Origin of the sequence: Salmonella sp. A29-2 (assembly GCF_020150755.1) — a bacterium.
Taxonomy (GTDB): domain Bacteria; phylum Pseudomonadota; class Gammaproteobacteria; order Enterobacterales; family Enterobacteriaceae; genus Salmonella; species Salmonella enterica.
The window spans coordinates 1,234,112-1,260,231 of record NZ_CP083731.1; the positions used below are offsets into that span (position 1 = coordinate 1,234,112).

A 26,120-nucleotide genomic window follows, 5' to 3' on the forward strand; every position below is an offset into this window, starting at 1 on the left:
ATGAATTTAAGCCTGGTGCGTATGTCACACGTTTTCGTCCAAACTATTAAACGATGCCTTTTGCGGTGGGGAATACCGGTGGGCATATCGTGTCTGGCGCTGACCGCATGTGTTCCCCATGCTGCACAGCAACTGCCCGGTAGCGCAGCGCAGGACACGCTCCCCCATTATCAACTGGCGGATTATCTCCCGACGGCGTGCGCGGATATCTGGTCGCTACGCGGGCAGGCGGTGGAGACGAATCCGCTGTACTGGCTACGCACGATTGACTGCGCCGATCGTCTGATGCCGGTTCAGTCGCGCGCAGAGGCGCGCGCGTTGACGGATGATAACTGGCAAAATGCCTTCAGGCGCGGGATTTTACTGGCGGATGCAAAAATTACGCCGCCGGAGCGGCGCGCCATAGTGACCCGTCTGGAGGCGTTAAGCGCGCAAATACCGGCTCAGGTACGGCCCGTCTACCAAATCTGGCATGACGGTCAGGCGCTGCAATTAGCACTTTCTGCCGAACGTCAGCGTTATAGCAAACTCCAGCAAACGTCAGATAGTGAGCTGGATGCGCTGCGCCAGCAGCAACAGGCCTTGCAAACGCAGCTCGATCTTACCACCCGTAAGCTGGAGAGTTTAACCGACATTGAGCGCCAGCTTTCGACACGAAAACCGGCAGGGAATTACAACGCCGATACGCCGCATACGAATGACAAACCCGCGACGTCTGAAGATGGCGCGGCGCCGTCGCCGTCACAAGATGAGGTAACGCCATGATAAGCCGTAAACCGGCGCACCTGCTGCTGGTCGATGACGATCCCGGATTACTGAAATTGCTCGGTATGCGCCTTACCAGTGAAGGATACAGCGTCGTGACCGCAGAGAGCGGCCAGGAAGGACTACGGGTACTACATCGGGAAAAAGTGGATCTGGTAATAAGCGACCTGCGCATGGACGAAATGGATGGTATGCAACTGTTCACAGAAATTCAGAAAGTACAGCCGGGAATGCCGGTTATCATTCTGACGGCGCATGGTTCTATTCCGGATGCGGTGGCCGCTACCCAGAAAGGCGTATTCAGCTTTTTGACGAAGCCGATCGACAGAGACGCGTTATATAAAGCGATAGATGAAGCGCTGGAACAGTCCGCTCCCGCGACGGACGATAGCTGGCGCAACGCTATCGTTACCCGTAGCCCGCTGATGCTGCGACTGCTTGAACAGGCGCGCATGGTCGCGCAGTCGGATGTCAGCGTATTGATTAACGGACAAAGCGGCACCGGAAAAGAGATTTTCGCACAGGCGATTCATAATGCCAGCCCGCGCAGTAACAAGCCGTTTGTCGCCATCAACTGCGGCGCGTTACCGGAACAGTTGCTGGAGTCCGAATTATTCGGCCATGCGCGCGGCGCCTTTACCGGCGCAGTGAGCAATCGTGAAGGGTTGTTCCAGGCGGCGGAAGGCGGCACGCTGTTTCTGGATGAAATTGGCGATATGCCCGCGCCGTTACAGGTGAAGCTGCTGCGGGTGTTACAGGAGCGCAAAGTCAGACCGCTGGGCAGCAATCGCGATATTGATATCGACGTGCGAATTATTTCCGCGACGCACCGCGATCTGCCGAAGGCGATGGCGCGGGGCGAATTTCGTGAAGATTTGTACTACCGGCTGAATGTCGTGAGCCTGAAAATTCCGGCGCTGGCGGAGCGTACCGAGGATATTCCGCTGCTGGCTAATCATCTGCTCAGACAGTCGGCACAGCGGCATAAACCGTTTGTTCGCGCCTTTTCTACTGATGCAATGAAACGGCTGATGACGGCAAGCTGGCCGGGCAACGTGCGCCAACTGGTCAACGTCATTGAACAATGCGTGGCGTTAACCTCTTCGCCGGTGATCAGCGATGCGTTGGTCGAGCAGGCGCTGGAAGGCGAAAACACCGCGCTGCCAACTTTTGCCGAAGCGCGAAACCAATTTGAACTGAACTATCTGCGCAAGTTACTGCAAATTACCAAAGGTAACGTGACGCACGCGGCAAGGATGGCGGGGCGCAACCGCACGGAATTCTATAAGCTACTCTCCCGTCACGAACTGGATGCGAATGATTTCAAAGAGTAGTTTTCATGCCGTAAAGTAGCGCGAAATATGTTACGTTTAACCGATCAAAACACAGGCGACCTTTTCAAGGAATAGCATGAAAAAGATTGATGCGATTATTAAACCCTTCAAGCTGGACGATGTCCGTGAAGCGCTGGCCGAGGTAGGTATTACCGGCATGACGGTCACCGAAGTCAAAGGCTTTGGCCGTCAAAAAGGCCACACCGAGCTGTATCGCGGCGCGGAATATATGGTGGATTTTCTGCCGAAGGTAAAAATTGAAATCGTTGTGCCTGACGACATCGTGGATACCTGTGTTGACACCATCATTCGTACCGCGCAGACGGGGAAAATCGGCGACGGTAAGATCTTTGTCTTTGATGTCGCCCGCGTTATTCGTATCCGTACTGGCGAAGAAGACGACGCGGCTATCTGATGTGCCGATTCGCTGCCCGTCTCCTCCTTGTGGGCAGCGAACCACCGTTTAATCGCCCTGCGGTAGCGCCGATGTAGTCCGGGTGCAAACCCATCTCAGGCCGACAATGGCGACGATCAGCGCCACGCAACTTAGCGTCCACTCGCCCATTTGCGAGAAAAAGTGTCCGTAGGCGGCTACCGCCGTATCACTAATTTGCGATTCCGTGGTTTGTTGCGCGACGACGCCAGCCAGCCAGTTAGCGACCGCGCCGGTCGCCAGCATATAAATACCGGTCAGCACGCCCGTGACGCCAGGCAGGTTGAGGCGGGTAATTTGCGCCATCGCGACCGGATCAATAAACAGCTCCGCAAAGCCCATCAGCGCCAGCCCTGCGATCATCATTCCCATTGATGCCTGCCCGTCTAACCGGGCCTGATGCGCGTTTAGCGCCAGCAGCATAAAACCGCCGCCCATTAATACCAGTCCCACGGCAAATTTAAGCCAGACGCGCAGCACCGAGCGGGCGCTCTCTTTCGGGCTGCTCAGCCACGCCAGCACCACGCCCGCCGCCATCACCGCAATCGCATTGACCGACTGGAACAATGCGGTGGGGACGGTCATGTTCAGCCAGTGGCGGTTGACAAAACGGTCGATGAATAAACTGATCGAACTTCCGCCCTGCTGCGCCAGAACCCAGAAGAGAGTGCCGGTGATCATTAACAGAACGATTTGCCACAAGGCGCGACGGTGTTCGGGAAATTTAACCATAATACGGGCGATAAGTTGCGCCGCGAAGACGCAGACAATGGCCAGCACATAGCCAGACCAGTTATTTTCCAGCAGGAGGGTGAAGAATACCGGCGCGATACACAGCATTAATACCAGCCAACCCCAGGTTGGAAGGGCGAATTTAACCGCCCGCAGCGCGGGGCGATTAACACCACGCGTCTGCTGAAAGTGGCGATGACCGCTTAAAAAGATGAGCAGGCCGATGAACATTCCCACGCCCGCCAGCGCAAAGCCGACATGCCAGCCATACCACTGCGCCGCCAGACCACAGGCGATCGGCGCGGCTATCGATCCAATATTCCCGGCGGCGTAGAGCAGCGAGAAGCCCCCGTCGCGGCGGTTGTCATCAGGGGCGTAAAGTTCTCCCAGCAGACAGCTAATATTGGATTTAAACAAGCCGTAGCCGCAGATAATAATGGCCAGCGCCGCATATAAACTCAGCGTTGAATCAGATTCTAAGCCCAATACCACATGACCCAGCGTCATCAACAGGGCGCCGGTGATAACCGCCACGCGGTTGCCAAGCAGACGGTCGGCAAGCCAGCCGCCAAGAATAGGGGTAACGTAAACTAAAGAGGCGTAGGCGCTGAAGAGGTTGATCGCGTGGCTGTCATTAAAACCAAGCTGGTGGGTAAGATAAAGGATGAGTAAGGCACGCATGCCGTAAAAGCTGAAGTATTCCCAAATTTGAATCGCCACGATGTAAAAAATCGCGCGCGGTTGTGAGGGTGTTTTCATAAAGTCTCCTTGCTGCGTGAAAAAAGGGAAGTGGCAAGCCACTTCCCTTTGGTACTTATTTCGTATTTTCTTTCAGCACTTTAACGGTGTAACGTCCGTCTGCCTGACGATAGGCGCCGTGGATATCGGTTTCGAAGCCCGGATAGTGGGCGCCGATTTCGCACAGCATTTGCAGGAATTCCAGTACCGGACGGCTTTCCTCGGTGATCATTTCACCAGGCATCACCAGCGGCACTCCCGGAGGGTAAGGAAGGATCATGTTGGCGTTGACGCGTCCAACCATCTCTTCAAGATACACCTCTTCCGTTTCGCCATGCAGCTCTTTCTGGAACGCAGTATACGGCGTCATCACCATTTTCGGCAGCACTTCAAACGCACGGTACATTAAGTCCGGCAGATTATGATGTTCGACCAGTTTATGAATATTCTGCGCCAGTTCCTGGATGCGCATATTTTCATAAAACTCAGGCGCTTCGCGGTACAGTGCCGGCAGAATGTTTTTGACGCGCAGGTTCAGGTCAAAGGCGCGTTTAAATTCAGTGAGCGCGCGCAGCAGGCTCAGAGCTTTGGTTTTGTCGATACCAATGCTGAACAGGAACAGCAGGTTGTATGGACCGGTTTTTTCTACGATGATGCCGCGTTCATCGAGATATTTGGCGACCAGACTTGCCGGAATACCGAATTCATCCATCGTACCGTCTTTCTTCATCCCCGGCGTCAGGATAGTGACTTTGATCGGGTCGAGGTACATGTGTTCGTTATCGATATTTTTGAAGCCATGCCATGCGCTATCTGAACGCAGCGGCCAGCACTCAGCTCCATCGATATGTTCCGGCTGCCATACGTCAAAGAACCAGCCGTCAGATTCGCTTTTCAGGCGTTTAATTTCTTTACGGAATTTAATCGCACGTTCAATAGAGCCGTTAATCAGGCGTTTACCCGCATTACCTTTCATCATCGCCGCTGCGGTTTCAGTAGACGCTACGATACCGTAGTGCGGAGAAGTGGTGGTATGCATCATGTAGGCTTCGTTAAAGGTTTCTTCGTTAATGTCGCCTTTAACATGAATCATGGATGCCTGTGAAAACGCCGCCAGCAGTTTATGCGTGGACTGGGTTTCATAAATGATTTTGCCTTCTACACGGTCGCCGCTCATACCGCATTTACCCTGATAAATAGGGGAGAAATTGGTATAAGGCACCCAGGCGGAGTCAAAATGAATGGACTTCACATCCAGAGTTTTCTTGATGTAGTCAGTGTTATACAACAGACCGTCATAGGTTGAGTTAGTAATAACAGCGTGGACCGGCCAGGTTGCGTTAGGCGTCTCTTTTACCCGTTTAGCGATAGTGGCGTGCTGGAACTCGCTTTGCGGGATACCGCCAAGAATACCGTAGGCGTTACGGGTTGGGCGGAAATAAATCGGCGTAATGTCGCTCATCATCATCAGATGGGTCAGCGATTTATGGCAGTTACGGTCAATCAGTACCGTGCTGCCTGCCGGCGCGGAGTACATACCGACGATTTTGTTCGCCGTAGAGGTGCCGTTCGTCACCATGTAGCTACGTTCGGCGTTAAAGACGCGGGCGATATACTCTTCTGCTTCTTTATGCGGGCCGGAGTGGTCCAGCAGCGAACCCAGTTCGGAAACGGAAATCGAAATATCGGATTTCATCGTGTTCGGGCCGAAGAAATCATAAAAGATGCTGCCGACGGGGCTTTTCTGGAAAGCGGTCCCGCCCATGTGGCCAGGCGTACAGAAAGTATATTTCCCTTCGCGCACATATTTGAACAGTGCTTTTGTCAGCGGCGGCAGAATATTGTCGATGTATTCATCGGTATTCTGGCGAATTTTCGCCGCGATATCGGCTGCGGCGCCTAAAGCATATTCAAAGAAGCGAACCTGCATTCTCAGATCGTTGAGGCTGACGTCCAGCGTAGAGTAGCTGTTGGCGAAGGCGTACAGCGGCATATACTCGTTCAGCTTGCTAATCTCTTCGCAAAGCTCAAGGTTATATTTATCCCAGTCGAAAATGACGCCGCAAAGGCGGGAGTTATTTTCAATCAGCTTCAGCAGGTCTTCTCGGTCGTTTGGATAGACGATACGGAAATTTAAACCTTCCAGTGCACGATGCAGTTCACGAATAGGCTCTTCTTTAAAGTAGACGCCCATGTGGTTCATGATAGCAATAACGTTCATAGTCTTGTTCCTGGTAAAGTGGGCCCCTCCCGCTACGCTATAGCAGGTGACGAAAGGGGCTTTGAGAAAAAGGAGTTAGCGGTTAAAGCGCTTCAGCCGTATTGTTGTCGCTGTCGTTGTTCTGGCGCTGGTGCATTTTGCGACCGTAGAACATCAGGATGATCAGACTGACGATAAAGGTGCCGGAGAGTTCGAAGGAGCTGGCGCCCATCAGTGCGATGAAGCAAAATGCGCAGCCCAGTACAGAACAAATCAGGCTTACCGAGTTACGGATGTTGAACCCTTCGAAGCGAATCAGGTCAACACAGGAGTAGAAGTACGGCAGCATGGTAAGCAGTACGGCAATCCCGGTCAGTTCGCCGAACAGGTCGGACGCTTTACCGCCGCTGGAGTTCATGATGGTGATCAGAATCATCAGCGCCGTCATTTTCACCGCAGCCAACAGCAGACCTTTTTTCGGAATACCGTTTTTATCCATTTCACCGTAAATTTTCGGGAAGTTGCCGTCGTTGGCGGCGCGAACCCCAGCCTGGCCGACCAGCATCATCCAGGAGCCCAGAGACGTCAGGCAGGCGAAAGCGGTAAAGGCGGAAACCAGCGGCGCAGCCCAGCCACCCAGAATCGTGGAGGTACTGATAGCGAACGGCGCGCCGGAAGAGGCCATAACGGAAGCTGGGAACATCCCGGCGATAACCTGAGTCGCGGCGATATAGATGATGCCTGCCAGCGCGGTACCCAGCATGGTTGCCAGCGGTACGGTGCGTTTCGGGTTTTTCACCATGCCGGTGCTGACGGCGGCAGACTCAACGCCAACGAACGCCCACAGGCAGAGCAGAATACTTTTAACAATGGCGTGAGAGTCGGTCGTCGTGGACGTGTTCCAGTTCGCGTGATAGGTCGCGATATCGAACCAATGCCAGCCGGCGACTGCGGTCAAGACTACCGGGATCAGCACCAGGAATAGGCCAATCGTTGTCAAGCGGCTGACCCAGGCCCCACCCAGCATATTAATAAAGGTGAACAGCCAGACGATAGCAATACAGGCAATACCTGCCGGTATTGGATTATTTAATGCCGGGAAGAACGTAGAAAGATAAGAAACAGCGGTAATACCGATGGCTAAGTTACCAATCCAGTTTGCGTGATAATAAAGAACGCCGGTCTGGAAACCAAACGCCGGAGATATTTCCCCAGCATAAGCGATAGGGCCACCCTGTTGAGGGTTTTTGGTTGCCAGCCTCGCATAAACATAAGCCAGCGACATTGCCCCAATAATAGAAATTACCCAGCCCCAGATGGCAATGCCACCAATACTGGCAAGGTTGGCGGGTAATAATGCAATCCCGCTCCCCATCATATTACCGGCAACGACGCCAGTACAGGCAAATAGCCCGATCTTTTTGACAGAACTCATGTTCATTTCTCCTGAGCTGTATTTTTAAGAACCGGGCTTATGCTTCATGTATGCTGCGTGCCCGTTCAACTGTCGACAAGATTAACGAATGGGTTGAGATAAGTCCTAAAGAAAAAGTGAAATAAACACAAACATGAAAAAACTGATAGATTGATTTTTTTGAATTAACATATAAATATCATGGAAAATATCATGAAAGGATAAACATTGTTTAATTACAAAGGGTTATATTTACATTTCTTTGCGATGAATATGTTGCCAAAATTAACATAAGCTATTTTTGGCAACATATTTTTCACAAAATAAAAGCGAAAAATTTAATATCTTTTCGCTTTTATTTGTCATGGTTCAGCGTTAAATTTAATCTTCTGCCAGAAAACTATTCAGATAAGGGACAATTTTCTGAACGGATGTCTGAAATACGCCGTTCTCGATCCAGTACAGAGTGTTTTCACCTGGACGTAAATTAAAGGCGGTCAGATAGGCATCAGCGGCCAGACGATTCTCACCTTTCATTTCGTAAACTTTCCCCAACAGGACATAGTTAAACCACGACATTTCAAGCTCGATGCTTTTATTGATTTCCTCATACGCTGCATCGATATCACCTTTGCCCAAAAGATCAACGGTCTTGATTTTATAATAAACAGACGTTTTCTCAACGCCCGGAATTTGATCTATTTTTTTAAACTCTTCGTTCAGCGCAGCCACTTGTTCTTTATCAAACGGCTGTTGTGATTGCCGTAATACATCTACCAGCACTTTATATTCATAGGCATAGTTGAAATCAGGCGTTTCCTTAATAATGCCATTCAGAATATCGCTGGCTTTACTTAGCGCCTGCGCATCGCCGCTCAGAATAAGCTGGCGCGCCTCATAAAAACGCATCAGCGCGGTATTTTGCGGCGTTCTGAACAGGGCCAGTTGTTCTCGCATACGATTAGGCCAGGGCTGTGTTAAAACGAAAGACAGGCTATTAAACAGATCATCCTGGATGGACAACTGGTTAGTATTGGTGACGAAATAACGCTTATCCAGCATGGTTGAACCATCGGCGTTATCAATGAGCACAACAGACATAAAGCACTGCTGCGCCCGATAGTGGCGCTGATTGACAAACTGAATGGTTAACGTCTTACCGGAGCTGCTTGGCTCATTGACCCGGTAATTGGTTTTATCGTGCACCATAAAGGTCGAGTAGGTGTTCAGCAGGTCGGTGATTAAGCCGCCCAGACCGATGGCGTAGGACTCCTGCGAGACCCAGTTATTACAGGAATTGCCGCCTTCAAAACGAACATCTATATCTCGTGGGTTAAGTAATAACCGCGTTTTTGTTACCGCGGCATTATGATCTACCACCGACATCACGATAAACACCACCAGCGTCGCCAGCGAGAGTAGGAACATTACCCACGTCCAGAAAGCGGCGATACGCGGCTTTTTCGCCTTTTTAGTCGGCGTTTGCAAAGAGGCGGGCGGCACAGGCGTAGCGGCAGTAGCCCCCTCTGTCGGTTCTGCATTCGTTGCTGCGATCGGCGGCGGCGGCGACGTTGATGAATTATCGATCTCATCGCTATTTTCTTCGCACCAGATAACCGGCGCCGTCAGCTTATAGCCGCGTTTAGGTACGGTAACGATGTATTCCGCATTGCTGTCTCCGCCATCTCTTAATGATTTGCGTAGTTCAGAAATGCTTTGGGTGACAACATGGTTGGTCACGATGGTGCGCATCCAGACATGATCAATAATGTTATCCCGGCTTAACACTTCATCCGGATGATGCGCAAAATACATCAGAAGATCGATCAGCCGTGGTTCAAGAGTAATCTGGCGTCCCTGACGACTGATCTGATTAACAGAAGGTGTAACCAGCCACTCTCCAATGCGTACAACAGGTTGCTGCATAAAAAGATGCCCTAACGAGCTAAGTCAAACGTTAATAATAACACGATTTGCACAGACTTTTTTTATTCCCCTTTTTTGTAAAAGAAAGGCATAAAAAGCAGCGCAATAAGCAGGAGAACGGGGAGGAAAACGGGCGTTCGCCTTAACGATAACGCCCGTTTTTTCAGCGGATTTCTTGCAATTACAGCACTTTATGCGGGCCGAAGCATTCGTAATGAATGTTTTCGTTATTCACGCCAAGTGAAACCAGTTGTTTTGCGGCAAACTGCATAAAGCCTACCGGGCCGCAAAGATAGAACTGCATTGCCGGATCGCTGATCGCGGCTTCCAGTTTGCTTAAATCCATCAGCCCTTCGCTGTCAAAGACGCGTTGGGCGCGATCGGCCTCGGTTGGCTCGCGGTACCAGGTATGGGCAGTGAAACGCGGCAGTGTACGACCCAGCTCGCTCACTTCGTCGGCAAACGCATGGACGTCGCCGTTCTCCGCCGCGTGGAACCAGTTCACCTGCGCGGTATGCTGTCCTTTCGCCAGCGTATCGAGCATCGCTAACATCGGCGTCTGGCCGACGCCAGCGGAAATCAGCGAAACGGGGGTATCAGCGGCGACATTCATAAAGAAGTCACCTGCCGGCGCAGCCAGATGTACCACATCGCCTACGCTGGCGTGATGGTGTAACCAGTTTGATACCTGGCCGCCGTCTTCACGCTTCACGGCAATACGGTACCCTTTGCCATCGGGTTTACGGGTCAGTGAATATTGGCGGATCTCCTGATGCGCAAAACCTTCCGGCTTCAGCCAGACGCCCAGATACTGCCCGGGACGGTATTCCGCCACCGTACCGCCGTCGACCGGTTCAAACTCAAAGCTGGTGATCAGTGCGCTACGCGGGGTTTTCGCAACGATGCGGAAGGGGCGCGTGCCTTCCCAGCCGCCGTCTTTGCTGGCGTTCTCGTGATAAATCTCGGCTTCCCGATGGATAAAGACGTTAGCCAGTACGCCATAGGCTTTGCCCCACGCGTCCAGCACCTCCTGGCCCGGGTTGAACATTTCGTCCAGCGTCGCCAGCAGATGCGTCCCGACGATGTTGTACTGCTCCGGCTTAATCTGGAAGCTGGTGTGCTTCTGCGCGATTTTTTCTACCGCCGGCAGCAACGCCGGTAAATTTTCGATATTGCTGGCGTAGGCCGCGATAGCATTAAACAGGGCTTCACGCTGATCGCCGTTACGCTGGTTGCTCATATTGAAGATTTCTTTGAGCTCCGGGTTATGCGTAAACATACGGTCGTAGAAGTGGGCGGTCAGTTTCGGTCCTGTTTCAACCAGCAGGGGAATGGTGGCCTTTACTGTAGCGATGGTTTGTGCGTCAAGCATACGTGCTTCCTTTATGTGAAAATCTAATGATGTATATCAAATGCATCTTATAAAAATACCCTTGCATTGTAAATGGTTCTTCTCTGCTTTACGTTATGGATGTAACAACGTGAAAAATCTGCATCACAAAGCTGAAAAGAAATCCGTTGAAATTCGTCAGACTCTCGTTCAGGAAACCCTTATCTGATGCATAGGTAATCGTTTGCGTAAAAACCTTTGTCAAGACCTGTTATCGAAGAATGATTCGGTTATACTGTTGGCCGAAGTCCCACGGACTGCCTTTTCAGGCACAAATTTTATTGTTAGCTGAGTCAGGAGATGCGGATGTTAAAGCGTGAAATGAACATTGCCGATTATGATGCCGAGTTGTGGCAGGCTATGGAGCAGGAAAAAGTACGTCAGGAAGAGCACATCGAACTGATCGCCTCCGAAAACTACACCAGCCCGCGCGTGATGCAGGCGCAGGGGTCTCAGCTGACCAACAAATACGCTGAAGGATATCCGGGCAAGCGCTACTACGGCGGTTGCGAATACGTTGATGTCGTTGAGCAGCTGGCTATCGACCGCGCGAAAGAACTGTTCGGCGCCGACTACGCTAACGTGCAGCCGCACTCCGGTTCTCAGGCTAACTTCGCTGTTTACACCGCGCTGCTGCAGCCGGGCGATACCGTTCTGGGTATGAACCTGGCGCAGGGCGGCCACCTGACTCACGGCTCCCCGGTTAACTTCTCCGGTAAACTGTACAACATCGTACCTTACGGTATCGATGAGTCCGGTAAAATTGACTATGACGAGATGGCGAAGCTGGCCAAAGAGCACAAGCCGAAGATGATTATCGGTGGCTTCTCTGCCTACTCTGGCGTGGTTGACTGGGCAAAAATGCGTGAAATCGCTGACAGCATCGGCGCATACCTGTTTGTCGACATGGCGCACGTGGCGGGCCTGATTGCCGCAGGCGTTTACCCGAACCCGGTTCCGCACGCTCACGTTGTCACCACCACCACCCACAAAACCCTGGCGGGTCCGCGCGGCGGCCTGATCCTGGCGAAGGGCGGCGATGAAGAGCTGTATAAAAAACTGAACTCCGCCGTGTTCCCAAGCGCGCAGGGCGGCCCGCTGATGCACGTGATCGCGGGTAAAGCGGTAGCGCTGAAAGAAGCGATGGAGCCGGAGTTCAAAGTTTACCAGCAGCAGGTGGCGAAAAACGCCAAAGCGATGGTAGAAGTGTTCCTGAACCGCGGCTACAAAGTGGTGTCTGGCGGCACTGAAAACCACCTGTTCCTGCTGGACCTGGTGGATAAAAACCTGACCGGTAAAGAAGCTGACGCCGCGCTGGGCCGCGCCAACATCACCGTAAACAAAAACAGCGTGCCGAACGATCCTAAGAGCCCATTCGTGACCTCCGGTATCCGTATCGGTTCTCCGGCGGTCACTCGTCGCGGCTTCAAAGAAGCGGAAGTGAAAGAGCTGGCTGGCTGGATGTGTGACGTGCTGGACAACATCAATGATGAAGCCACCATTGAACGCGTGAAAGCGAAAGTGCTGGATATCTGCGCCCGCTTCCCGGTTTACGCGTAAGCGCTTGTGTTGTGAGAATGGCCCGATGGCGCTGCGTCTGTCGGGCATTACTTATGCGCCATAACGTGACGCCGCCGGAAGTCATTATCCGGCGGCGTTGCCGTTTGAACTTCTCCCTCCGCTTGTTAATCTTATGTTACCCTTGCCAGCGCAACCGTTTACCGCCAGACTATCGCCTCCAAACGGGAGGGAATCATGGCATTGCATTCCACGCGCTGGCTGGCGCTCAGTTATTTCACCTACTTCTTTAGTTACGGTATTTTTCTGCCCTTCTGGAGCGTCTGGCTCAAAGGTCTTGGGCTAACGCCGGAAACCATCGGTCTTCTGCTGGGCGTGGGTCTGGTCGCGCGTTTTCTCGGTAGTCTGCTCATTGCGCCTCGCGTAAGCGATCCTTCGCGGTTGATCTCCGCGCTGCGCGTACTGGCATTGCTGACGCTGGTATTTGCGCTGGCATTTTGGGCAGGAACGCATGTCGCGTGGCTAATGGTGGTGATGGTTGGGTTTAACCTCTTCTTTTCACCACTGGTGCCGCTGACCGATGCGCTGGCCAATACCTGGCAAAAGCAAATTACCCTGGACTATGGTCGGGTGCGGCTGTGGGGGTCCATCGCCTTCGTGATAGGGTCGGCGCTGACCGGTAAGCTGGTGAGTTTATACGATTACCAGGCGATTCTGGCGCTACTGACGCTCGGCGTCGCCTCGATGTTGCTGGGTATGTTGTTACGTCCCAGCGTGCCGCCACAAGGGGAAAGCCGTCAGCAGGAGAGCGCAGGCTGGCCCGCCTGGCGTACGCTGGTGGCACAAAGTTGGCGTTTTCTCGCCTGCGTCTGTTTGCTGCAAGGGGCGCACGCCGCCTACTACGGTTTTAGCGCCATCTACTGGCAGGGGGCTGGCTATTCAGCATCGGCGGTCGGCTATTTATGGTCGTTGGGCGTGGTGGCGGAAGTGATCATTTTCGCCCTGAGTAAAAAGCTATTCCGCCGGTTTAGCGCCCGCGACTTGCTGTTGCTTTCCGCTGTGTGCGGCGTGGTACGCTGGGGACTTATGGGCTGGAGTACGGCGTTGCCGTGGCTGATTGTGATACAAATCCTGCACTGTGGCACGTTTACCGTTTGCCATCTGGCCGCTATGCGCTATATCGCTGCGCGTCAGGGAAGCGAGGTGATTCGTTTGCAGGCCGTCTATTCCGCTGTGGCGATGGGCGGCAGTATCGCGATTATGACGGTATTTGCCGGTTTTCTGTATCAACATCTGGGCGGCGGCGTATTCTGGATTATGGCGCTGGTGGCATTGCCCGCTATCTTCCTTCGGCCCAAAGTGGTTGCCGCGTCATGATTCCAGGATCTTGCGGATCTGCTGCTGTTGGTGCTCTGTGAGGGCGCGATCCGCATGAATTAATGGCGGTGAGAAGAGCGGTAGCGGCGTGGCGTAAGGGGTAACAATCAGCGCTACGCCGCGCGGGCATCCCTCTTTTTGAAACGCCTGGAGCGATATCCGTCTGATATTCAGCGGCAACAGGGTCAGTTCACGCAGTTGCTGCTCAATATGCGTCTCCAGCGCATCATTTTTATCCGCTAACAATACGATCTGTCTCTCATGCAAATCGTTATCCTGCATTAGCCAGGCGCCGAAAATCACAGCCACCAGCCCCGTCTCTTCCTCGGAAAAGTGGATACCATATTCGGCTTCAAACCCGGCGAGCGCCTCACGTGTGGTGCGAACCAGACGCGGATAAAGACGGTTAAACTCTTCCGGAAGCGTATTATCGATGCCAATCGTGAATAAACTTCGGTTCAGCGCCTGGGCGAGATGGACATACAGCTGATCGTTAAGCCCTTGTTCGTCGCTGAAGCGTACGTTCCCTTTTTCTCGAAAGCGCAGCACCAGCCGCGCCACCTCCAGTCGCAGTTGCTGCGCCCGTTGATGCGTGTCGCGAATCGGGTCGGGGAGGCGAATCATTGAAAACAGTAACGCCATAAACAGCGCTTCATTGAGCGGTGCGGCCTGCATCACGTGGCGTTGCCAGTGACGACCAATTTCCTGGGCGAGTGGATATTCCGCGCACGACTGCGCCCAAATCTGCTGCACAGGGTTGAATTCCGGGGTGATGCCGGCATGGTGTTGTAGCAGACAATACTGTAAAAAGAGACGCAGGAACTGCACGTCGCGATGTTCAAATGGTTTTTGCAACCGGCGGGCGCACAGATTAATGAGCGCGTGCAGATTAATATCGTCATACAGCGGACGCGCGATACCGCGCTGCTTTAGCGCGTTTTTTAAGGCCGGGGTAAACTGTTGCGTGACGAAGGTCGGGCATAAACGCAGGCCGCGCCTGAGCCAGTGTAAAAGGCAAAGGCGCTGATCGAGTGCTGTACCTTCGATCCGATAGCAACCGTTCTGGCATGTTGTGATGGCAAGGCGATGATAGCGCTGGATCTCCAGGCTTGTCTCAGTGATATCCTCACGGGCAGTATCATCATCAACGCCATTAAGCGCGCTGAAGATTTCCACCGTGGCAATTGGCTCCGGCTGGAAAAGCGTCAGCAATACCTGACAGCGGCGCTGGGGAGCGGAAAGTACAGATGGTGGGGCAATTGTCGGCATCATCTGTCAGGTCTCCCGTTAGTTTGTCTGGTAAGGATAGCTAAAGTTTGCGTGTGAAAAATGTGATAAGCGTGCTTTTAGGCCAGGAATGCTGAGGAACGTCACAGAATTTTTATCGCGAGGAACAGATGAAGCCAGTGAAACGCAGCGCCTTAACACTATTTCTTGCCGTTTTATCTTTCGTGGCGGCGGCGCATCCGCACAGCTTCATCCGTCTGCAAACGCAGGTGGTCAGTGAAAATGAGCAATTTGTGGCGTTAAAAATGCGCTGGACAATGGACGCGCTGACGTCCGCAGATCTGCTGTATGACGCCGGAAACGCGGCACCGGGGTCAGAAATATGGAAAAAGTTGGCGGCGGAAGTGATGGCTAACGTACTTGGGCAGCACTACTTTACAGAAGTGTGGCGCAATGGCGCGAAAGTGAAGTTTAAAAACAGGCCGACAGAATACGGTATGACGCGTGACGCGCATCAGGCGGTATTGACCTTTACGCTACCGCTGGCTGAACCGCAGCCGTTAAGCGGACAGACTTATACCTTTTCAACGTTTGATCCCTCTTATTATGTCGATATGCATTATGACCAGGACAGCGATATCACGATGCCGGAACCGCTGCGCGAAAAGTGTCGGATTCAGGTTTATACTCCTGCGCCCGGCGAAGAGACGCTACGTTTCGCCCAGTCGCTGGATAAAGAGGACGCGCCGCCGGAGGATATGGATTTAGGTAAACAGTTTGCCCAAACGGTGACCTTGCAATGTCAGTAATTTTTTCTCAACGCACTCCGGGGCGACGCTGGCTCTCGCTGTGGCCATTGGCGTTATTCCTGCTGCTGATGCTGGTTGGCGGTCTGTGGATATGGCAGGCCTGGCCGCAGGTGATGTTGAAAAGCGCTCTTTGGCAGCGGGACGTAAATCAGCAGTTGAGCGCGCTGCTTAATGCGGTGGCGACGCATCCTGAGCGGGCGGGCGGATCGTTGCTTCTGCTGAGTTTTATGTATGGCGTGCTTCATGCGCTGGGGCCGGGACACGGCAAAGTGGTGATCGCGACATGGCTGGCGACGCATCCTTCGAAGCTGAAATCAAGTATCGTGCTAACCCTCGCCGCCGCGTTATTACAGGGGCTCGTGGCTATCGGGTTGGTGGTGGGCGTGCTGACCGTATTGCAACTTCCGGCCAGGCAGCTCCATCTGAGCGGTTTCTGGCTGGAAAAGGGGAGCTATGCGTTAGTTGGCGGGCTGGGCATCTTGCTGTGCTGGCGGGCCATAAAAAGGTTACGCGCGCTGCTACGTAAACCTGCCTTTATCGCTTTTACGCCGCGCCATGTTCACCATGAAAAATGCGGCTGCGGACATCAGCATTTACCGACGCAGGAACAATTGCATAGCGGCGATGACTGGCGCGCGCGACTCATGATCGTACTGTCTATGGGGATGCGGCCCTGTTCCGGCGCGATAATGGTGCTGTTATTCAGTAAAGTGATTGGCGTTTTTAGCTGGGGAATGGCGTCGGTACTGGCAATGGCGGCGGGAACCTCGCTAACGATTACCTCGCTGGCGCTGCTGGTACACACTTTTCGTGCTCTGGCGGTGAAACTCAGTGGAAACAAAGCGCCGGCGTTATGGCGGCAGGTAGGCTGGTCAACGCTGGCGCTGGCCGGAGGGGTCATACTGCTTGTTGCGGCGCTGGTCATGTGGTTTAGCGTGCCGCAGCCTGTGGGCGGGCTGCGGCCATGGCGTGGTTGATTAGTGCCCGGCGGGTTTGAGATGCATCCGCGCGACGGATTCGTCTTCGGCCCAGTAAATGCGTTCGGCGACCATCGCTTCCGGATTGAGCTGAACGCCGCGCAGTACCCGTTCTTTAAAACGCAGGTAGCCGCCTTTGTCGATCAGATGGCCCATATGGAGATAGATCGGTTTTCCGCCGAGCATCTCTTTTTCAAATTCATACAGGTTAACGATCACCTGCTTTATCACATCTTCAGTCACCCAGTTGAGGAAGAGCTTGCCGACGCGCGGCGTCTTTTTACTGGTGCGTCCGCCCAGACGGACTTGCCAGAGCTGATCCGGCTTACGTTGCCAGGCCAGCGTCGGACAGGCCAGCACGCACTCGCCGCAGCCGATACAGGCGGACTCTTCTTTGACCGCTTTGCCGTTCTTCAGCGCCAGGCAGCCTACCGCGTGGTGACTACAGGCCTTCACGCAGGCGCCGCAGCCGATACAACGATCGGCAGTGAAGCGCATTTTCGCCACTCCAATAATTCCCAGATCGGCCATTGACGCCTTCGCGCAATCATTCGGGCAGCCAACGATGACCGTTTTGAGATGATAAGGGCTGGGATAGACCAGTTTTTCAAGACGACGGGACAGACCGGTCGTGTCAGTGTTGGCTTTCTGGCAAATGCGGTTCCCCTGACAGGCGACAATATTTCGCCCGCCAATAGCGAGATAGCCCGCTTTGGTATCCTCAACCTGGACGTCGCACAGTTCTATTTCAATCTCGCGAAGAAATGGCTCCAGCGCAGCGTTCACGTTGTCGATATCTTCGTAACGGATACCCGGCATCGCCAGCTTCTGGCGGGTAGTGAGGTGAATTTGTCCGTTGCCCCAGGTTTCGGCGATGTCACGCGCCACCGTTAGCAAATGCGCAGGCAAAATACCACCGGGAATGCGGACGCTGATCATGGCTTCGCCGCGCACTTTTGACAGGCGATATTCGTTTTTCGCACGGGCTTTAATGATATCAATATCAATGCTCATGATGTTCTCCTTAATCGGCAAAACGTTGCGCGACGGCGTAGTTAAATATCGGGCCGTCGGTGCAGACATACACTTCGCCCATACGGCAGTGGCCGCACTTCCCTACGGAGCAAGCCATCCGGCGTTCGTAGTCCACCCAGATTTGCTCCGGCTTGAGCCCTTTTTGCAGCAGCATTTTTACGGTAAAGGTAATCATTATTGGCGGCCCAACGACGATGGCCTGCATGGTGTCGATATCGCTAAGCGTCATGTCGGCAAGCCGATCGGTCACCCGGCCAATCTGGTAACGGTCATCAGCCTCGCCTTCATCCAGCGTGAGCACCAGATTATGTTTGCCGTGCCACGTCGCCATTTCTTCTTTGTACAGCACGCAATCGCGATTTTTATAGCCGAGAATCATATCCAGTTGACCAATTTCCTGGGGATTCTCAACGAAATAGCGCATTAAGCCTTTCACCGGCGCGACGCCCGTGCCGCCTGCGACAACCAGTAAGGGTTTATGGCGCAGCGTATCGACCGGATAGCCATTGCCATAGCAGCCGCGTAGCCATACGTTGTCGCCTTCTTTCAGCGTAAAGAGGGCGCTGGTCACTTTTCCGACATTACGAATCAGCAGATCTATCCAGCCGTCGCCATAGTCGGAAACGGAGATGGGCGCTTCGCCAACGCGCGGCAGCGACACCTCAACAAATTGCCCCCAGTGCGCGGGAAAATCGACGGCCACGCGGAAATTCCACTCCAGCGGCGTGTGGCGAGTAATACTGAGGATGCGGTACGCCGCAGGCAGCAAACTGTGCTGCGGTTTATCATGACAGGAACAATGTGACATGCGTTATGCCTCCTCTGCCAGCGCCTGCCGAACGGCAGCAGTCATTTTATTGATAATCAAAGAAAATTTGATGTATTGCGGGCAGCGATCGTCGCAGCGGCCGCAGCCGACGCACATATGTTCAATGCCGTTGCGCGCTTTGTAGTCATTGACCTTATGCAGGGCGCGGTAGCGCAGACGCTCGCCGGGTTTTTCGCGAAAACCATGACCGCCGGCCATGTCGCTAAAGCCCGGCACCATGCAGCTTGCCCACTGGCGACGGCGTTCGCCGCGCTGCGGATTTTCATCATAGGCGACGTCAAAGACGCTATAGCAGGTACAGGTTGGGCACCCGGTAGTGCAGCGGCCACAACTGATGCAGCGGCTGTCGTAGGCGTCCCATAGCGGGTGGCGGGTGAGAATGTCGCGAATTTTTTGCGGATCGCGGCAAACGCTGTCCGGCGTGACGACGGTTTCCCGGTTTTCGCTGACGAAAGAGGGGGTATAGTCAGCCTCCTGCCCCAGCCCTTGTATCGCCGCCTCGATAAAGGGATCGCGGATGCTGACAAGCGCGCCCTCATCGCTAAAACGCATGGCGGCGCTATAACAGTCAGTTTTATTGGTACCCATTGAGACGCAGAAACAATTTTCGAAGCTTTCTTCACACTCAATAAGGACGAAACGAATATGCTCCCGTAGCAGTTGGTAACTGTAATCGGAATTATTCCCATTTGATAAATACATATAATCCAGCCGCGACATGGCGTTAATGTCGCAGGCGCGGGCAAAGATGATTATCGGGGAAGTGTCTGTCTCGGCAATTTGGATGGTGTCTTTATCGAAATAAAAGAGCGTTTCGGTGATAGGGGCGATAATGGTATTCGGCGACATGTGCGATTTCTCGTGCCAGATGAGATCGCGCCAGCCGCTAATCCGTTGATAAATAATGTTGTCAGTGTCGGAAAAACGTCCGCCGCGAAACTCTGCGGACGGGGCAAACACGCGCCATTTTTTGTTTAATCGCTGGATAAGCAAACTAAACTCGTCAGGCGTAATTTTGATAGCCATCACATACTCCACAGTAATATTCAGGAAAAACAAATGAAAATAAATTGTTATAAAAATCAGTTGAATATTACTGTTACGCTAGCGCTAATCCACCGCCTTCGCTAACGGGAAAAAATGGTTTTTACTATCGGTATAATAAATATATTCTTAATCATAAAATATGCATATATACAGCGTCGCGCTATTTAGCGGATAGCGCGGTCTGAATAAATTTAATCATTGCATCACGGTAAAGGTTTGCATAACGTCCGGAAAAAGCATCAATGTGATCGCCGTCAGGAATGAAGATTTTTTGTTTGGGCTCCCGGGCGAGGGCATACAATTTCTCACTGTCCTGCCAGGGAATAACATGGTCTGCCGTGCCATGAAGAATCAATACCGGAATGGGGCTGACGCTGGCAATATTGCGATCCGCGCTATAGCGGTCATCAAGCAAATAGCCGCTGCCCGGGATCATCTGGTTGGCGATGGAGGAATAGGATAAAAACGTTGAGTCGAGGATAATCGCACGTATGCCCGCCTGGTCGGCGTAGCGCATATTTGCGCAGCCTACGCAGTGGCCTACGGCGGCCAGCACATTATTACCGCCCAGGCTCTGCCCCAGCAGTACCAGGCGCTCGGGGTTAACGTCGGCACGATGCCGCACATAATCTATCGCGCTTTTCGTATCATCCAGTAGCCCTTCTTGTGATGGGGTGCCCTCCGATTCGCCAAAACCACGGTAATCAAACATAAACAGGTTTACGTTGCGTTCTGGCAGCCAGCTGACTAACGGCCAGTGCGCCGACATATTTCCGGCGTTGCCATGGACATGAATCACCGTCGCGACGGCGTTTTCCGGCCTGCCGAAAGCAGTGGGAATAAACCAGCCGTGCAGATGCGTGCCATCTTTGGCGGTAAAGGTAATGGATTCAGCTTCGGCAGGGGCTGGCCCATAGACTTTATTGTCCGGGTAATAAAAGGCATTGATCGCTACGCGGGGTAGCAGGTAAATACAGACCACAATAATAAACAGAATAAAAAGGGATTTGACGATGCGTCGGGTATGTTGAAGGGTCATGTTCGCTTCCTTGCCGCTTTATGCCAATAGCGGAGCAGGGAGCGATCGTACAAAAACATGCAGGCAAGTAAAGCGATGAGGCTGTGTTTAGGAAAAACGCCTGAAAAGGCACGGCGGATGAGTGGCCCCATCCGCCGAAGAGACTTAGCGCTTCAGCGCATCGCTCAGTTCGTCGCGCATATTCGCCAGCATGGCTTTAACGACGCGCGGATTCCCCGCCACGATATTACCGGTCATCATGTAGTTATGACCGCCGGTGAAATCGCTGACGATACCGCCCGCTTCACGAACCAGCAGTTCGCCCGCGGCGAAATCCCACGGACGAAGGCCAATTTCAAAGAAACCATCGACACGACCTGCAGCCACATAGGCCAGATCCAGCGCGGCGGAACCGGTGCGGCGGAAATCGGCGCATTCGGTGAACAGCTTGCCGATAATATTAATGTAGGTGGTCGCGTATTGTTTGGCTTTGAACGGGAAGCCGGTAGCGAGAATAGTGCCGTCCAGATCGCGAGCGGTACTGCCGCGCAGACGGTAGCCGTTCAGCTGCGCGCCCTGACCGCGGGTGGCGGTGAACAGTTCGTTACGCATCGGATCGTAAACGACAGCCACTTCAGTACGGCCTTTAATGCGTACAGCAATGGAAACAGCGAAGTGTGGCAGACGTTTGATGAAGTTGGTGGTGCCATCCAGCGGATCGATAACCCATTGAACATCCTGATCTGTGCCAACGTGCTCACCGCTTTCTTCGGTGATAATAGTGTGTTGCGGGTAAGATTTGCGAATGGTGTCGATAATTACCGCTTCAGCGGCCTTATCTACGTTGGTCACAAAATCGTTACTGCCTTTTTGGCTCGCTTCTACAGCGTCCGGAGTTTCATAGTTTTTGGCAATTACATTACCCGCCTTGCGCGCTGCGCGCACGGCGATGGTCAGCATCGGATGCATCGGTCTCTCTCACTGGATGTTAAAGAACGGGAAAACGGCGCAGAGTATAGCAGCGAGATCGGAATCTGTCTTGGTTTTATGGTAAGATGTCAGAATAATCTTTAGCTGAAGAAAGACAATGCTGCAAAACATTCGAATTGTGCTGGTGGAAACCTCCCACACCGGCAATATGGGCTCTGTGGCTCGCGCTATGAAAACCATGGGCTTAACTAACCTGTGGCTGGTAAACCCGTTAGTGAAACCGGACTCCCAGGCCATCGCCCTGGCGGCAGGCGCCAGCGATGTGATCGGTAATGCGCAGATCGTTGATACGCTGGACGAAGCGTTGGCTGGCTGTAGCCTGGTGGTCGGCACCAGCGCCCGTTCCCGCACTCTGCCGTGGCCGATGCTTGATCCGCGCGAGTGCGGCTTAAAAAGCGTGGCGGAAGCGGCAAATACGCCGGTTGCGCTGGTTTTTGGTCGTGAGCGTGTCGGGCTGACTAACGATGAGTTGCAAAAATGCCATTATCACGTCGCGATTGCCGCTAACCCGGAGTACAGCTCGTTGAATCTGGCGATGGCGGTACAGGTCATCGCGTATGAAGTCCGTATGGCCTGGCTGGCGACGCAGGAAAACGGCGACGCGGCAGATCATGAAGAGACGCCGTATCCGCTGGTGGACGATCTTGAACGTTTCTACGGCCACCTGGAGCAGACGTTGCTCTCCACTGGCTTTATTCGCGAAAACCATCCGGGGCAGGTGATGAATAAATTGCGCCGTCTGTTTACCCGCGCCCGCCCGGAAAGCCAGGAGTTGAATATTCTGCGTGGGATTCTGGCGTCTATTGAGCAGCAGAATAAAGGCAAGTAACCGCGTCAATATCGCACGGAACGCTAAATACCTGACTAATTTACTCAAGTAAATAGTTGACCAAATTACTCGGGAATGTCAGACTTGTCCCTGCTATGCAATACCCCCATTTTACAATAAAAAACCCCGGGCAGGGGCGAGTTTGAGGTTAAGTAAGACATGAGACTGACATCTAAAGGGCGTTATGCCGTGACCGCAATGTTAGACGTTGCGCTCAACTCCGAAGCGGGCCCGGTACCGTTGGCTGATATTTCTGAACGTCAGGGGATTTCCCTTTCTTATCTGGAACAGCTATTTTCCCGTTTACGTAAAAACGGTCTGGTTTCCAGCGTACGCGGGCCAGGCGGCGGTTATCTGCTGGGTAAAGATGCTGGCAGTATTGCGGTCGGCGAAGTGATCAGCGCGGTTGATGAATCCGTTGACGCGACCCGTTGCCAGGGGAAAGGCGGCTGCCAGGGCGGCGATAAATGCCTGACCCATGCGCTGTGGCGTGATTTAAGCGATCGTCTGACCGGTTTTCTCAACAATATTACTTTAGGCGAGCTGGTGAATAACCAGGAAGTTCTGGATGTGTCTGGTCGCCAGCACACGCATGACGCGCCGCGCGCCAGTGGTCGTGCGCAGGACGCTATCGACGTTAAATTACGCGCTTAATTAAAATATTACGCCATCTCTTCTGGTGGCCTCATGCGGTGAATGCCGCGGTCGTCTGAAGGATGAAGCGTAAAAAAGAATTCAGAATCAGGCCGGGACGCGGACGTCCCGTCAACACGGTCGTACATCCAGCCGGTTGCCTGATTCCTTGCATTGAGTGATGTACGGAGTTTAAGAGCAATGAAATTACCGATTTATCTCGACTACTCCGCAACCACGCCGGTGGACCCGCGTGTTGCCGAGAAAATGATGCAGTTTCTGACCCTGGACGGAACCTTTGGGAACCCGGCGTCTCGTTCACACCGTTTCGGCTGGCAGGCTGAAGAAGCCGTCGATATCGCCCGCAACCAGATTGCTGAACTGGTCGGCGCCGACCCGCGTGAAATCGTCTTTACCTCAGGGGCGACGGAGTCCGATAACCTGGCGATTAAAGGCGCTGCCAACTTTTATCAGAAAAAAGGCAAGCACATCATCACCAGCAAGACCGAGCACAAAGCGGTGCTGGACACCTGCCGTCAGCTTGAGCGCGAAGGGTTTGAAGTGACCTACCTGGCGCCGCAGCGCAACGGCATCATCGATCTCAACGAGCTCGAAGCAGCGATGCGTGACGACACCATTCTGGTTTCCATCATGCACGTGAACAACGAAATCGGCGTGGTGCAGGATATCGCGACCATCGGCGAAATGTGCCGCGCGCGCGGTATCATCTACCACGTTGACGCCACCCAGAGCGTGGGCAAACTGCCTATCGACCTGAGCCAACTGAAAGTGGATCTGATGTCCTTCTCCGGTCATAAAATTTATGGTCCGAAAGGCATTGGCGCGCTGTATGTGCGTCGTAAGCCGCGTATTCGCATTGAAGCGCAGATGCATGGCGGCGGGCACGAACGCGGTATGCGCTCTGGTACGCTGCCTGTTCACCAGATCGTCGGCATGGGCGAAGCTTACCGTATCGCGAAAGAAGAGATGGAGACCGAAATGGCCCGTCTGCGTGGTCTGCGTAACCGTCTGTGGAACGGCATCAAAGATATTGAAGAAGTTTACCTGAACGGCGACCTTGAGCAGGGCGCGCCAAACATTCTCAACGTGAGCTTTAACTACGTTGAAGGCGAGTCGCTGATCATGGCGCTGAAAGACCTGGCGGTCTCTTCCGGTTCCGCCTGCACCTCCGCCAGTCTGGAACCGTCCTACGTGCTGCGCGCGTTGGGCATGAATGACGAGCTGGCGCATAGCTCTATCCGTTTCTCTTTAGGTCGTTTTACCACTGAAGAAGAGATCGACTACACCATTGATCTGGTTCGTAAATCCATTGGCCGTCTGCGTGACCTTTCTCCACTGTGGGAAATGTACAAGCAGGGTGTGGATCTGAACAGCATCGAATGGGCACATCATTAATCGGTATCGGAATCAGGAGAATTTATAATGGCTTACAGCGAAAAAGTAATCGATCACTATGAGAACCCGCGTAACGTAGGGTCGTTTGACAACAACGACGATAACGTGGGAAGCGGCATGGTTGGCGCTCCGGCCTGCGGCGACGTCATGAAGTTGCAGATTAAAGTTAACGATGAAGGTATCATTGAAGATGCGCGCTTCAAGACTTACGGCTGCGGTTCCGCTATCGCCTCCAGTTCTCTGGTAACGGAGTGGGTGAAAGGGAAATCCCTGGACGAAGCGCAGGCGATTAAAAACACCGACATTGCAGACGAACTGGAGCTGCCGCCGGTGAAAATTCACTGCTCTATTCTGGCGGAAGACGCGATTAAAGCCGCTATTGCGGATTACAAAAGCAAACGCGAAGCGAAATAAAATAGAACGTTAACATTGAGGTTTTGTTATGTCGATTACACTTAGCGACAGTGCAGCAGCGCGAGTTAATACCTTCCTGGCCAACCGTGGTAAAGGGTTTGGTCTGCGTCTGGGCGTGAGAACCTCCGGCTGCTCAGGTATGGCTTATGTACTGGAATTTGTTGACGAGCCAACGGCGGAAGACACCGTGTTTGAAGACAAAGGCGTTAAGGTAGTGGTTGACGGCAAGAGCCTGCAATTTCTGGACGGTACACAGCTGGACTTCGTAAAAGAAGGTCTGAACGAAGGGTTTAAATTCTCCAACCCGAATGTGAAAGATGAGTGTGGTTGCGGCGAAAGCTTCCACGTGTAACCGTGTTCCGCTGTTATACCGAGCATTCGTGCTGCAGAAAAGCGGCAAGCGAGTGAATCCCCAGGCGCTTACTTGAGTAAGTGACTGGGGGAACCCGCGCAGACAACGCATCTGCGGCGCGAAGTAAGAAGGTATAACCCCACCGTGGTCGCCTGCGTGTGGGGTTTGTTCTGACAGGCTATCCCTGAGAATGTTATGGATTACTTCACCCTCTTTGGCTTACCAGCCCGTTATCAGATTGACACCCAGGCGCTGAGCCTTCGTTTTCAGGATCTGCAACGCCAGTATCACCCTGACAAATTTGCCAATGGCACCCAGGCGCAGCAGCTTGCCGCCGTCCAGCAATCCGCCACGATCAACCAGGCCTGGCAAACGCTGCGTCACCCTTTGACGCGCGCGGAGTATCTGCTTTCCTTACACGGGTTCGATCTGGCCAGCGAGCAGCATACGGTACGCGACACAGCGTTTCTGATGGAACAACTCACGCTTCGCGAAGAGCTGGACGATATCGAACAATCAAAAGACGACGCGCGGCTGGAAAGCTTCATCAAACGCGTACAAAAGATGTTTGATGCTCGTCTTCAGCAAATGGTGGAACAGTTGGACAACGCCGCGTGGGACGCGGCGGCGGATACGGTGCGCAAACTGCGGTTTCTCGATAAACTGCGAAGCAGCGCAGAACAACTCGAAGAAAAGCTGCTCGATTTTTAACTGGAA

24 protein-coding genes are annotated in these 26,120 nt (G+C 53.2%); 13 read left to right on the forward strand and 11 right to left on the reverse strand.

Annotated features, from left to right (window positions below):
• The 3 genes from qseG (at position 1) to glnB (ending at position 2,514) form a co-directional block, all read left to right on the forward strand.
• Positions 1–765 (forward strand): two-component system QseEF-associated lipoprotein QseG, encoded by a 765-nt coding sequence (qseG, locus tag K8W53_RS05960; protein WP_001054234.1) that lies wholly within the window; start codon positions 1–3, stop codon positions 763–765.
• Positions 765–2,099, forward strand: a complete 1,335-nt coding sequence (gene glrR / locus K8W53_RS05965) for a two-component system response regulator GlrR (RefSeq protein WP_024131115.1) — start codon at positions 765–767, stop codon at positions 2,097–2,099. Before qseG ends, glrR begins: the two co-directional genes overlap by 1 nt.
• A gap of 76 nt (positions 2,100–2,175) precedes the next feature.
• Positions 2,176–2,514, forward strand: a complete 339-nt coding sequence (gene glnB / locus K8W53_RS05970) for a nitrogen regulatory protein P-II (protein WP_000717694.1) — start codon at positions 2,176–2,178, stop codon at positions 2,512–2,514.
• 48 nt (positions 2,515–2,562) lie between these two features.
• On the opposite strand, the gene dtpD is transcribed toward glnB, so the two are convergent.
• The 5 genes from dtpD to hmpA form a co-directional block, all read right to left on the reverse strand.
• The gene (dtpD, locus tag K8W53_RS05975) at positions 2,563–4,023 is read right to left on the reverse strand and encodes a dipeptide permease DtpD (RefSeq protein WP_000856793.1); all 1,461 of its coding nucleotides are present in this window, start codon (positions 4,021–4,023) and stop codon (positions 2,563–2,565) included.
• A gap of 55 nt (positions 4,024–4,078) precedes the next feature.
• Positions 4,079–6,223, reverse strand: coding sequence for a lysine decarboxylase CadA (gene cadA, locus K8W53_RS05980; RefSeq protein WP_001100652.1), 2,145 nt, complete (start codon positions 6,221–6,223; stop codon positions 4,079–4,081).
• Positions 6,224–6,305: 82 nt separating this feature from the next.
• Positions 6,306–7,637, reverse strand: a complete 1,332-nt coding sequence (gene cadB / locus K8W53_RS05985) for a cadaverine/lysine antiporter (RefSeq protein WP_000100008.1) — start codon at positions 7,635–7,637, stop codon at positions 6,306–6,308.
• 360 nt (positions 7,638–7,997) lie between these two features.
• A complete protein-coding gene (cadC, locus tag K8W53_RS05990; RefSeq protein ID WP_001187145.1) occupies positions 7,998–9,542 on the reverse strand; it encodes a lysine decarboxylation/transport transcriptional activator CadC in 1,545 nt (514 codons plus the stop codon).
• 181 nt (positions 9,543–9,723) lie between these two features.
• On the reverse strand, positions 9,724–10,914 hold the full coding sequence (gene hmpA, locus K8W53_RS05995; protein ID WP_000883152.1) for an NO-inducible flavohemoprotein: 1,191 nt from the start codon (positions 10,912–10,914) through the stop codon (positions 9,724–9,726).
• Between the two features lie 324 nt (positions 10,915–11,238).
• Between hmpA and glyA the strand changes: the two genes are divergently transcribed.
• Together glyA and K8W53_RS06005 are read left to right on the forward strand one after the other, a co-directional pair.
• Complete coding sequence (gene glyA, locus K8W53_RS06000; protein WP_000919178.1) at positions 11,239–12,492, forward strand: serine hydroxymethyltransferase; 1,254 nt, start codon at positions 11,239–11,241, stop codon at positions 12,490–12,492.
• 195 nt (positions 12,493–12,687) lie between these two features.
• Entirely contained in the window at positions 12,688–13,827 is a 1,140-nt protein-coding gene (locus tag K8W53_RS06005) for a 3-phenylpropionate MFS transporter (RefSeq protein ID WP_001173729.1), read from the forward strand.
• Here the strand turns inward: K8W53_RS06005 and csiE are convergent.
• Positions 13,822–15,099 (reverse strand): stationary phase inducible protein CsiE, encoded by a 1,278-nt coding sequence (csiE, locus tag K8W53_RS06010; RefSeq protein WP_000982961.1) that lies wholly within the window; start codon positions 15,097–15,099, stop codon positions 13,822–13,824. The genes K8W53_RS06005 and csiE overlap by 6 nt on opposite strands.
• A gap of 125 nt (positions 15,100–15,224) precedes the next feature.
• Between csiE and K8W53_RS06015 the strand changes: the two genes are divergently transcribed.
• Together K8W53_RS06015 and K8W53_RS06020 are read left to right on the forward strand one after the other, a co-directional pair.
• Positions 15,225–15,863: a DUF1007 family protein gene (locus K8W53_RS06015; RefSeq protein WP_000805728.1), complete on the forward strand. Its 639-nt coding sequence runs from the start codon at positions 15,225–15,227 to the stop codon at positions 15,861–15,863.
• Positions 15,854–16,840, forward strand: a complete 987-nt coding sequence (locus K8W53_RS06020) for a nickel/cobalt transporter (RefSeq protein WP_023223775.1) — start codon at positions 15,854–15,856, stop codon at positions 16,838–16,840. Before K8W53_RS06015 ends, K8W53_RS06020 begins: the two co-directional genes overlap by 10 nt.
• Here the strand turns inward: K8W53_RS06020 and asrC are convergent, their stop codons facing one another.
• The 5 genes from asrC to suhB form a co-directional block, all read right to left on the reverse strand.
• Positions 16,841–17,854, reverse strand: coding sequence for a sulfite reductase subunit C (gene asrC / locus K8W53_RS06025; RefSeq protein ID WP_000020685.1), 1,014 nt, complete (start codon positions 17,852–17,854; stop codon positions 16,841–16,843).
• Positions 17,855–17,864: 10 nt separating this feature from the next.
• Positions 17,865–18,683 (reverse strand): anaerobic sulfite reductase subunit AsrB, encoded by an 819-nt coding sequence (gene asrB, locus K8W53_RS06030; protein ID WP_000017585.1) that lies wholly within the window; start codon positions 18,681–18,683, stop codon positions 17,865–17,867.
• Positions 18,684–18,686: 3 nt separating this feature from the next.
• Positions 18,687–19,730: an anaerobic sulfite reductase subunit AsrA gene (gene asrA, locus K8W53_RS06035; protein WP_000985209.1), complete on the reverse strand. Its 1,044-nt coding sequence runs from the start codon at positions 19,728–19,730 to the stop codon at positions 18,687–18,689.
• 181 nt (positions 19,731–19,911) lie between these two features.
• On the reverse strand, positions 19,912–20,790 hold the full coding sequence (locus K8W53_RS06040; protein ID WP_023223776.1) for an alpha/beta hydrolase: 879 nt from the start codon (positions 20,788–20,790) through the stop codon (positions 19,912–19,914).
• Between the two features lie 144 nt (positions 20,791–20,934).
• A complete protein-coding gene (gene suhB, locus K8W53_RS06045; protein WP_000553467.1) occupies positions 20,935–21,738 on the reverse strand; it encodes an inositol-1-monophosphatase in 804 nt (267 codons plus the stop codon).
• A 118-nt stretch (positions 21,739–21,856) separates the two neighbouring features.
• Between suhB and trmJ the strand changes: the two genes are divergently transcribed.
• The 6 genes from trmJ to hscB all read left to right on the forward strand — a co-directional run bounded on the left by trmJ (position 21,857) and on the right by hscB (position 26,114).
• Positions 21,857–22,588 carry a tRNA (cytosine(32)/uridine(32)-2'-O)-methyltransferase TrmJ gene (gene trmJ / locus K8W53_RS06050; RefSeq protein ID WP_000940032.1) on the forward strand — a complete coding sequence of 244 codons (732 nt, stop codon included), beginning with the start codon at positions 21,857–21,859 and terminating at the stop codon, positions 22,586–22,588.
• A 159-nt stretch (positions 22,589–22,747) separates the two neighbouring features.
• Positions 22,748–23,242, forward strand: coding sequence for a Fe-S cluster assembly transcriptional regulator IscR (iscR, locus tag K8W53_RS06055; protein ID WP_001241346.1), 495 nt, complete (start codon positions 22,748–22,750; stop codon positions 23,240–23,242).
• Positions 23,243–23,422: 180 nt separating this feature from the next.
• Complete coding sequence (gene iscS, locus K8W53_RS06060; protein ID WP_000775263.1) at positions 23,423–24,637, forward strand: cysteine desulfurase; 1,215 nt, start codon at positions 23,423–23,425, stop codon at positions 24,635–24,637.
• A gap of 27 nt (positions 24,638–24,664) precedes the next feature.
• On the forward strand, positions 24,665–25,051 hold the full coding sequence (gene iscU, locus K8W53_RS06065) for a Fe-S cluster assembly scaffold IscU (RefSeq protein ID WP_000331704.1): 387 nt from the start codon (positions 24,665–24,667) through the stop codon (positions 25,049–25,051).
• A 28-nt stretch (positions 25,052–25,079) separates the two neighbouring features.
• On the forward strand, positions 25,080–25,403 hold the full coding sequence (gene iscA / locus K8W53_RS06070) for an iron-sulfur cluster assembly protein IscA (RefSeq protein WP_000028952.1): 324 nt from the start codon (positions 25,080–25,082) through the stop codon (positions 25,401–25,403).
• 195 nt (positions 25,404–25,598) lie between these two features.
• The gene (gene hscB, locus K8W53_RS06075) at positions 25,599–26,114 is read left to right on the forward strand and encodes a co-chaperone HscB (protein ID WP_000384396.1); all 516 of its coding nucleotides are present in this window, start codon (positions 25,599–25,601) and stop codon (positions 26,112–26,114) included.
• Positions 26,115–26,120 lie beyond the last annotated feature (6 nt).

Excerpts from the sequence above, each read along its gene's own strand:
- qseG (WP_001054234.1), top strand. The coding sequence starts at position 1 with ATGAATTTAAGCCTGGTGCGTATGTCACACGTTTTCGTCCAAACTATT.
- glnB (WP_000717694.1), top strand. The coding sequence starts at position 2,176 with ATGAAAAAGATTGATGCGATTATTAAACCCTTCAAGCTGGACGATGTC.
- dtpD (WP_000856793.1), bottom strand. The coding sequence starts at position 4,023 with ATGAAAACACCCTCACAACCGCGCGCGATTTTTTACATCGTGGCGATT.
- cadA (WP_001100652.1), bottom strand. The coding sequence starts at position 6,223 with ATGAACGTTATTGCTATCATGAACCACATGGGCGTCTACTTTAAAGAA.
- cadB (WP_000100008.1), bottom strand. The coding sequence starts at position 7,637 with ATGAGTTCTGTCAAAAAGATCGGGCTATTTGCCTGTACTGGCGTCGTT.
- cadC (WP_001187145.1), bottom strand. The coding sequence starts at position 9,542 with ATGCAGCAACCTGTTGTACGCATTGGAGAGTGGCTGGTTACACCTTCT.
- hmpA (WP_000883152.1), bottom strand. The coding sequence starts at position 10,914 with ATGCTTGACGCACAAACCATCGCTACAGTAAAGGCCACCATTCCCCTG.
- glyA (WP_000919178.1), top strand. The coding sequence starts at position 11,239 with ATGTTAAAGCGTGAAATGAACATTGCCGATTATGATGCCGAGTTGTGG.
- K8W53_RS06005 (WP_001173729.1), top strand. The coding sequence starts at position 12,688 with ATGGCATTGCATTCCACGCGCTGGCTGGCGCTCAGTTATTTCACCTAC.
- csiE (WP_000982961.1), bottom strand. The coding sequence starts at position 15,099 with ATGATGCCGACAATTGCCCCACCATCTGTACTTTCCGCTCCCCAGCGC.
- K8W53_RS06015 (WP_000805728.1), top strand. The coding sequence starts at position 15,225 with ATGAAGCCAGTGAAACGCAGCGCCTTAACACTATTTCTTGCCGTTTTA.
- K8W53_RS06020 (WP_023223775.1), top strand. The coding sequence starts at position 15,854 with ATGTCAGTAATTTTTTCTCAACGCACTCCGGGGCGACGCTGGCTCTCG.
- asrC (WP_000020685.1), bottom strand. The coding sequence starts at position 17,854 with ATGAGCATTGATATTGATATCATTAAAGCCCGTGCGAAAAACGAATAT.
- asrB (WP_000017585.1), bottom strand. The coding sequence starts at position 18,683 with ATGTCACATTGTTCCTGTCATGATAAACCGCAGCACAGTTTGCTGCCT.
- asrA (WP_000985209.1), bottom strand. The coding sequence starts at position 19,730 with ATGGCTATCAAAATTACGCCTGACGAGTTTAGTTTGCTTATCCAGCGA.
- K8W53_RS06040 (WP_023223776.1), bottom strand. The coding sequence starts at position 20,790 with ATGACCCTTCAACATACCCGACGCATCGTCAAATCCCTTTTTATTCTG.
- suhB (WP_000553467.1), bottom strand. The coding sequence starts at position 21,738 with ATGCATCCGATGCTGACCATCGCCGTGCGCGCAGCGCGCAAGGCGGGT.
- trmJ (WP_000940032.1), top strand. The coding sequence starts at position 21,857 with ATGCTGCAAAACATTCGAATTGTGCTGGTGGAAACCTCCCACACCGGC.
- iscR (WP_001241346.1), top strand. The coding sequence starts at position 22,748 with ATGAGACTGACATCTAAAGGGCGTTATGCCGTGACCGCAATGTTAGAC.
- iscS (WP_000775263.1), top strand. The coding sequence starts at position 23,423 with ATGAAATTACCGATTTATCTCGACTACTCCGCAACCACGCCGGTGGAC.
- iscU (WP_000331704.1), top strand. The coding sequence starts at position 24,665 with ATGGCTTACAGCGAAAAAGTAATCGATCACTATGAGAACCCGCGTAAC.
- iscA (WP_000028952.1), top strand. The coding sequence starts at position 25,080 with ATGTCGATTACACTTAGCGACAGTGCAGCAGCGCGAGTTAATACCTTC.
- hscB (WP_000384396.1), top strand. The coding sequence starts at position 25,599 with ATGGATTACTTCACCCTCTTTGGCTTACCAGCCCGTTATCAGATTGAC.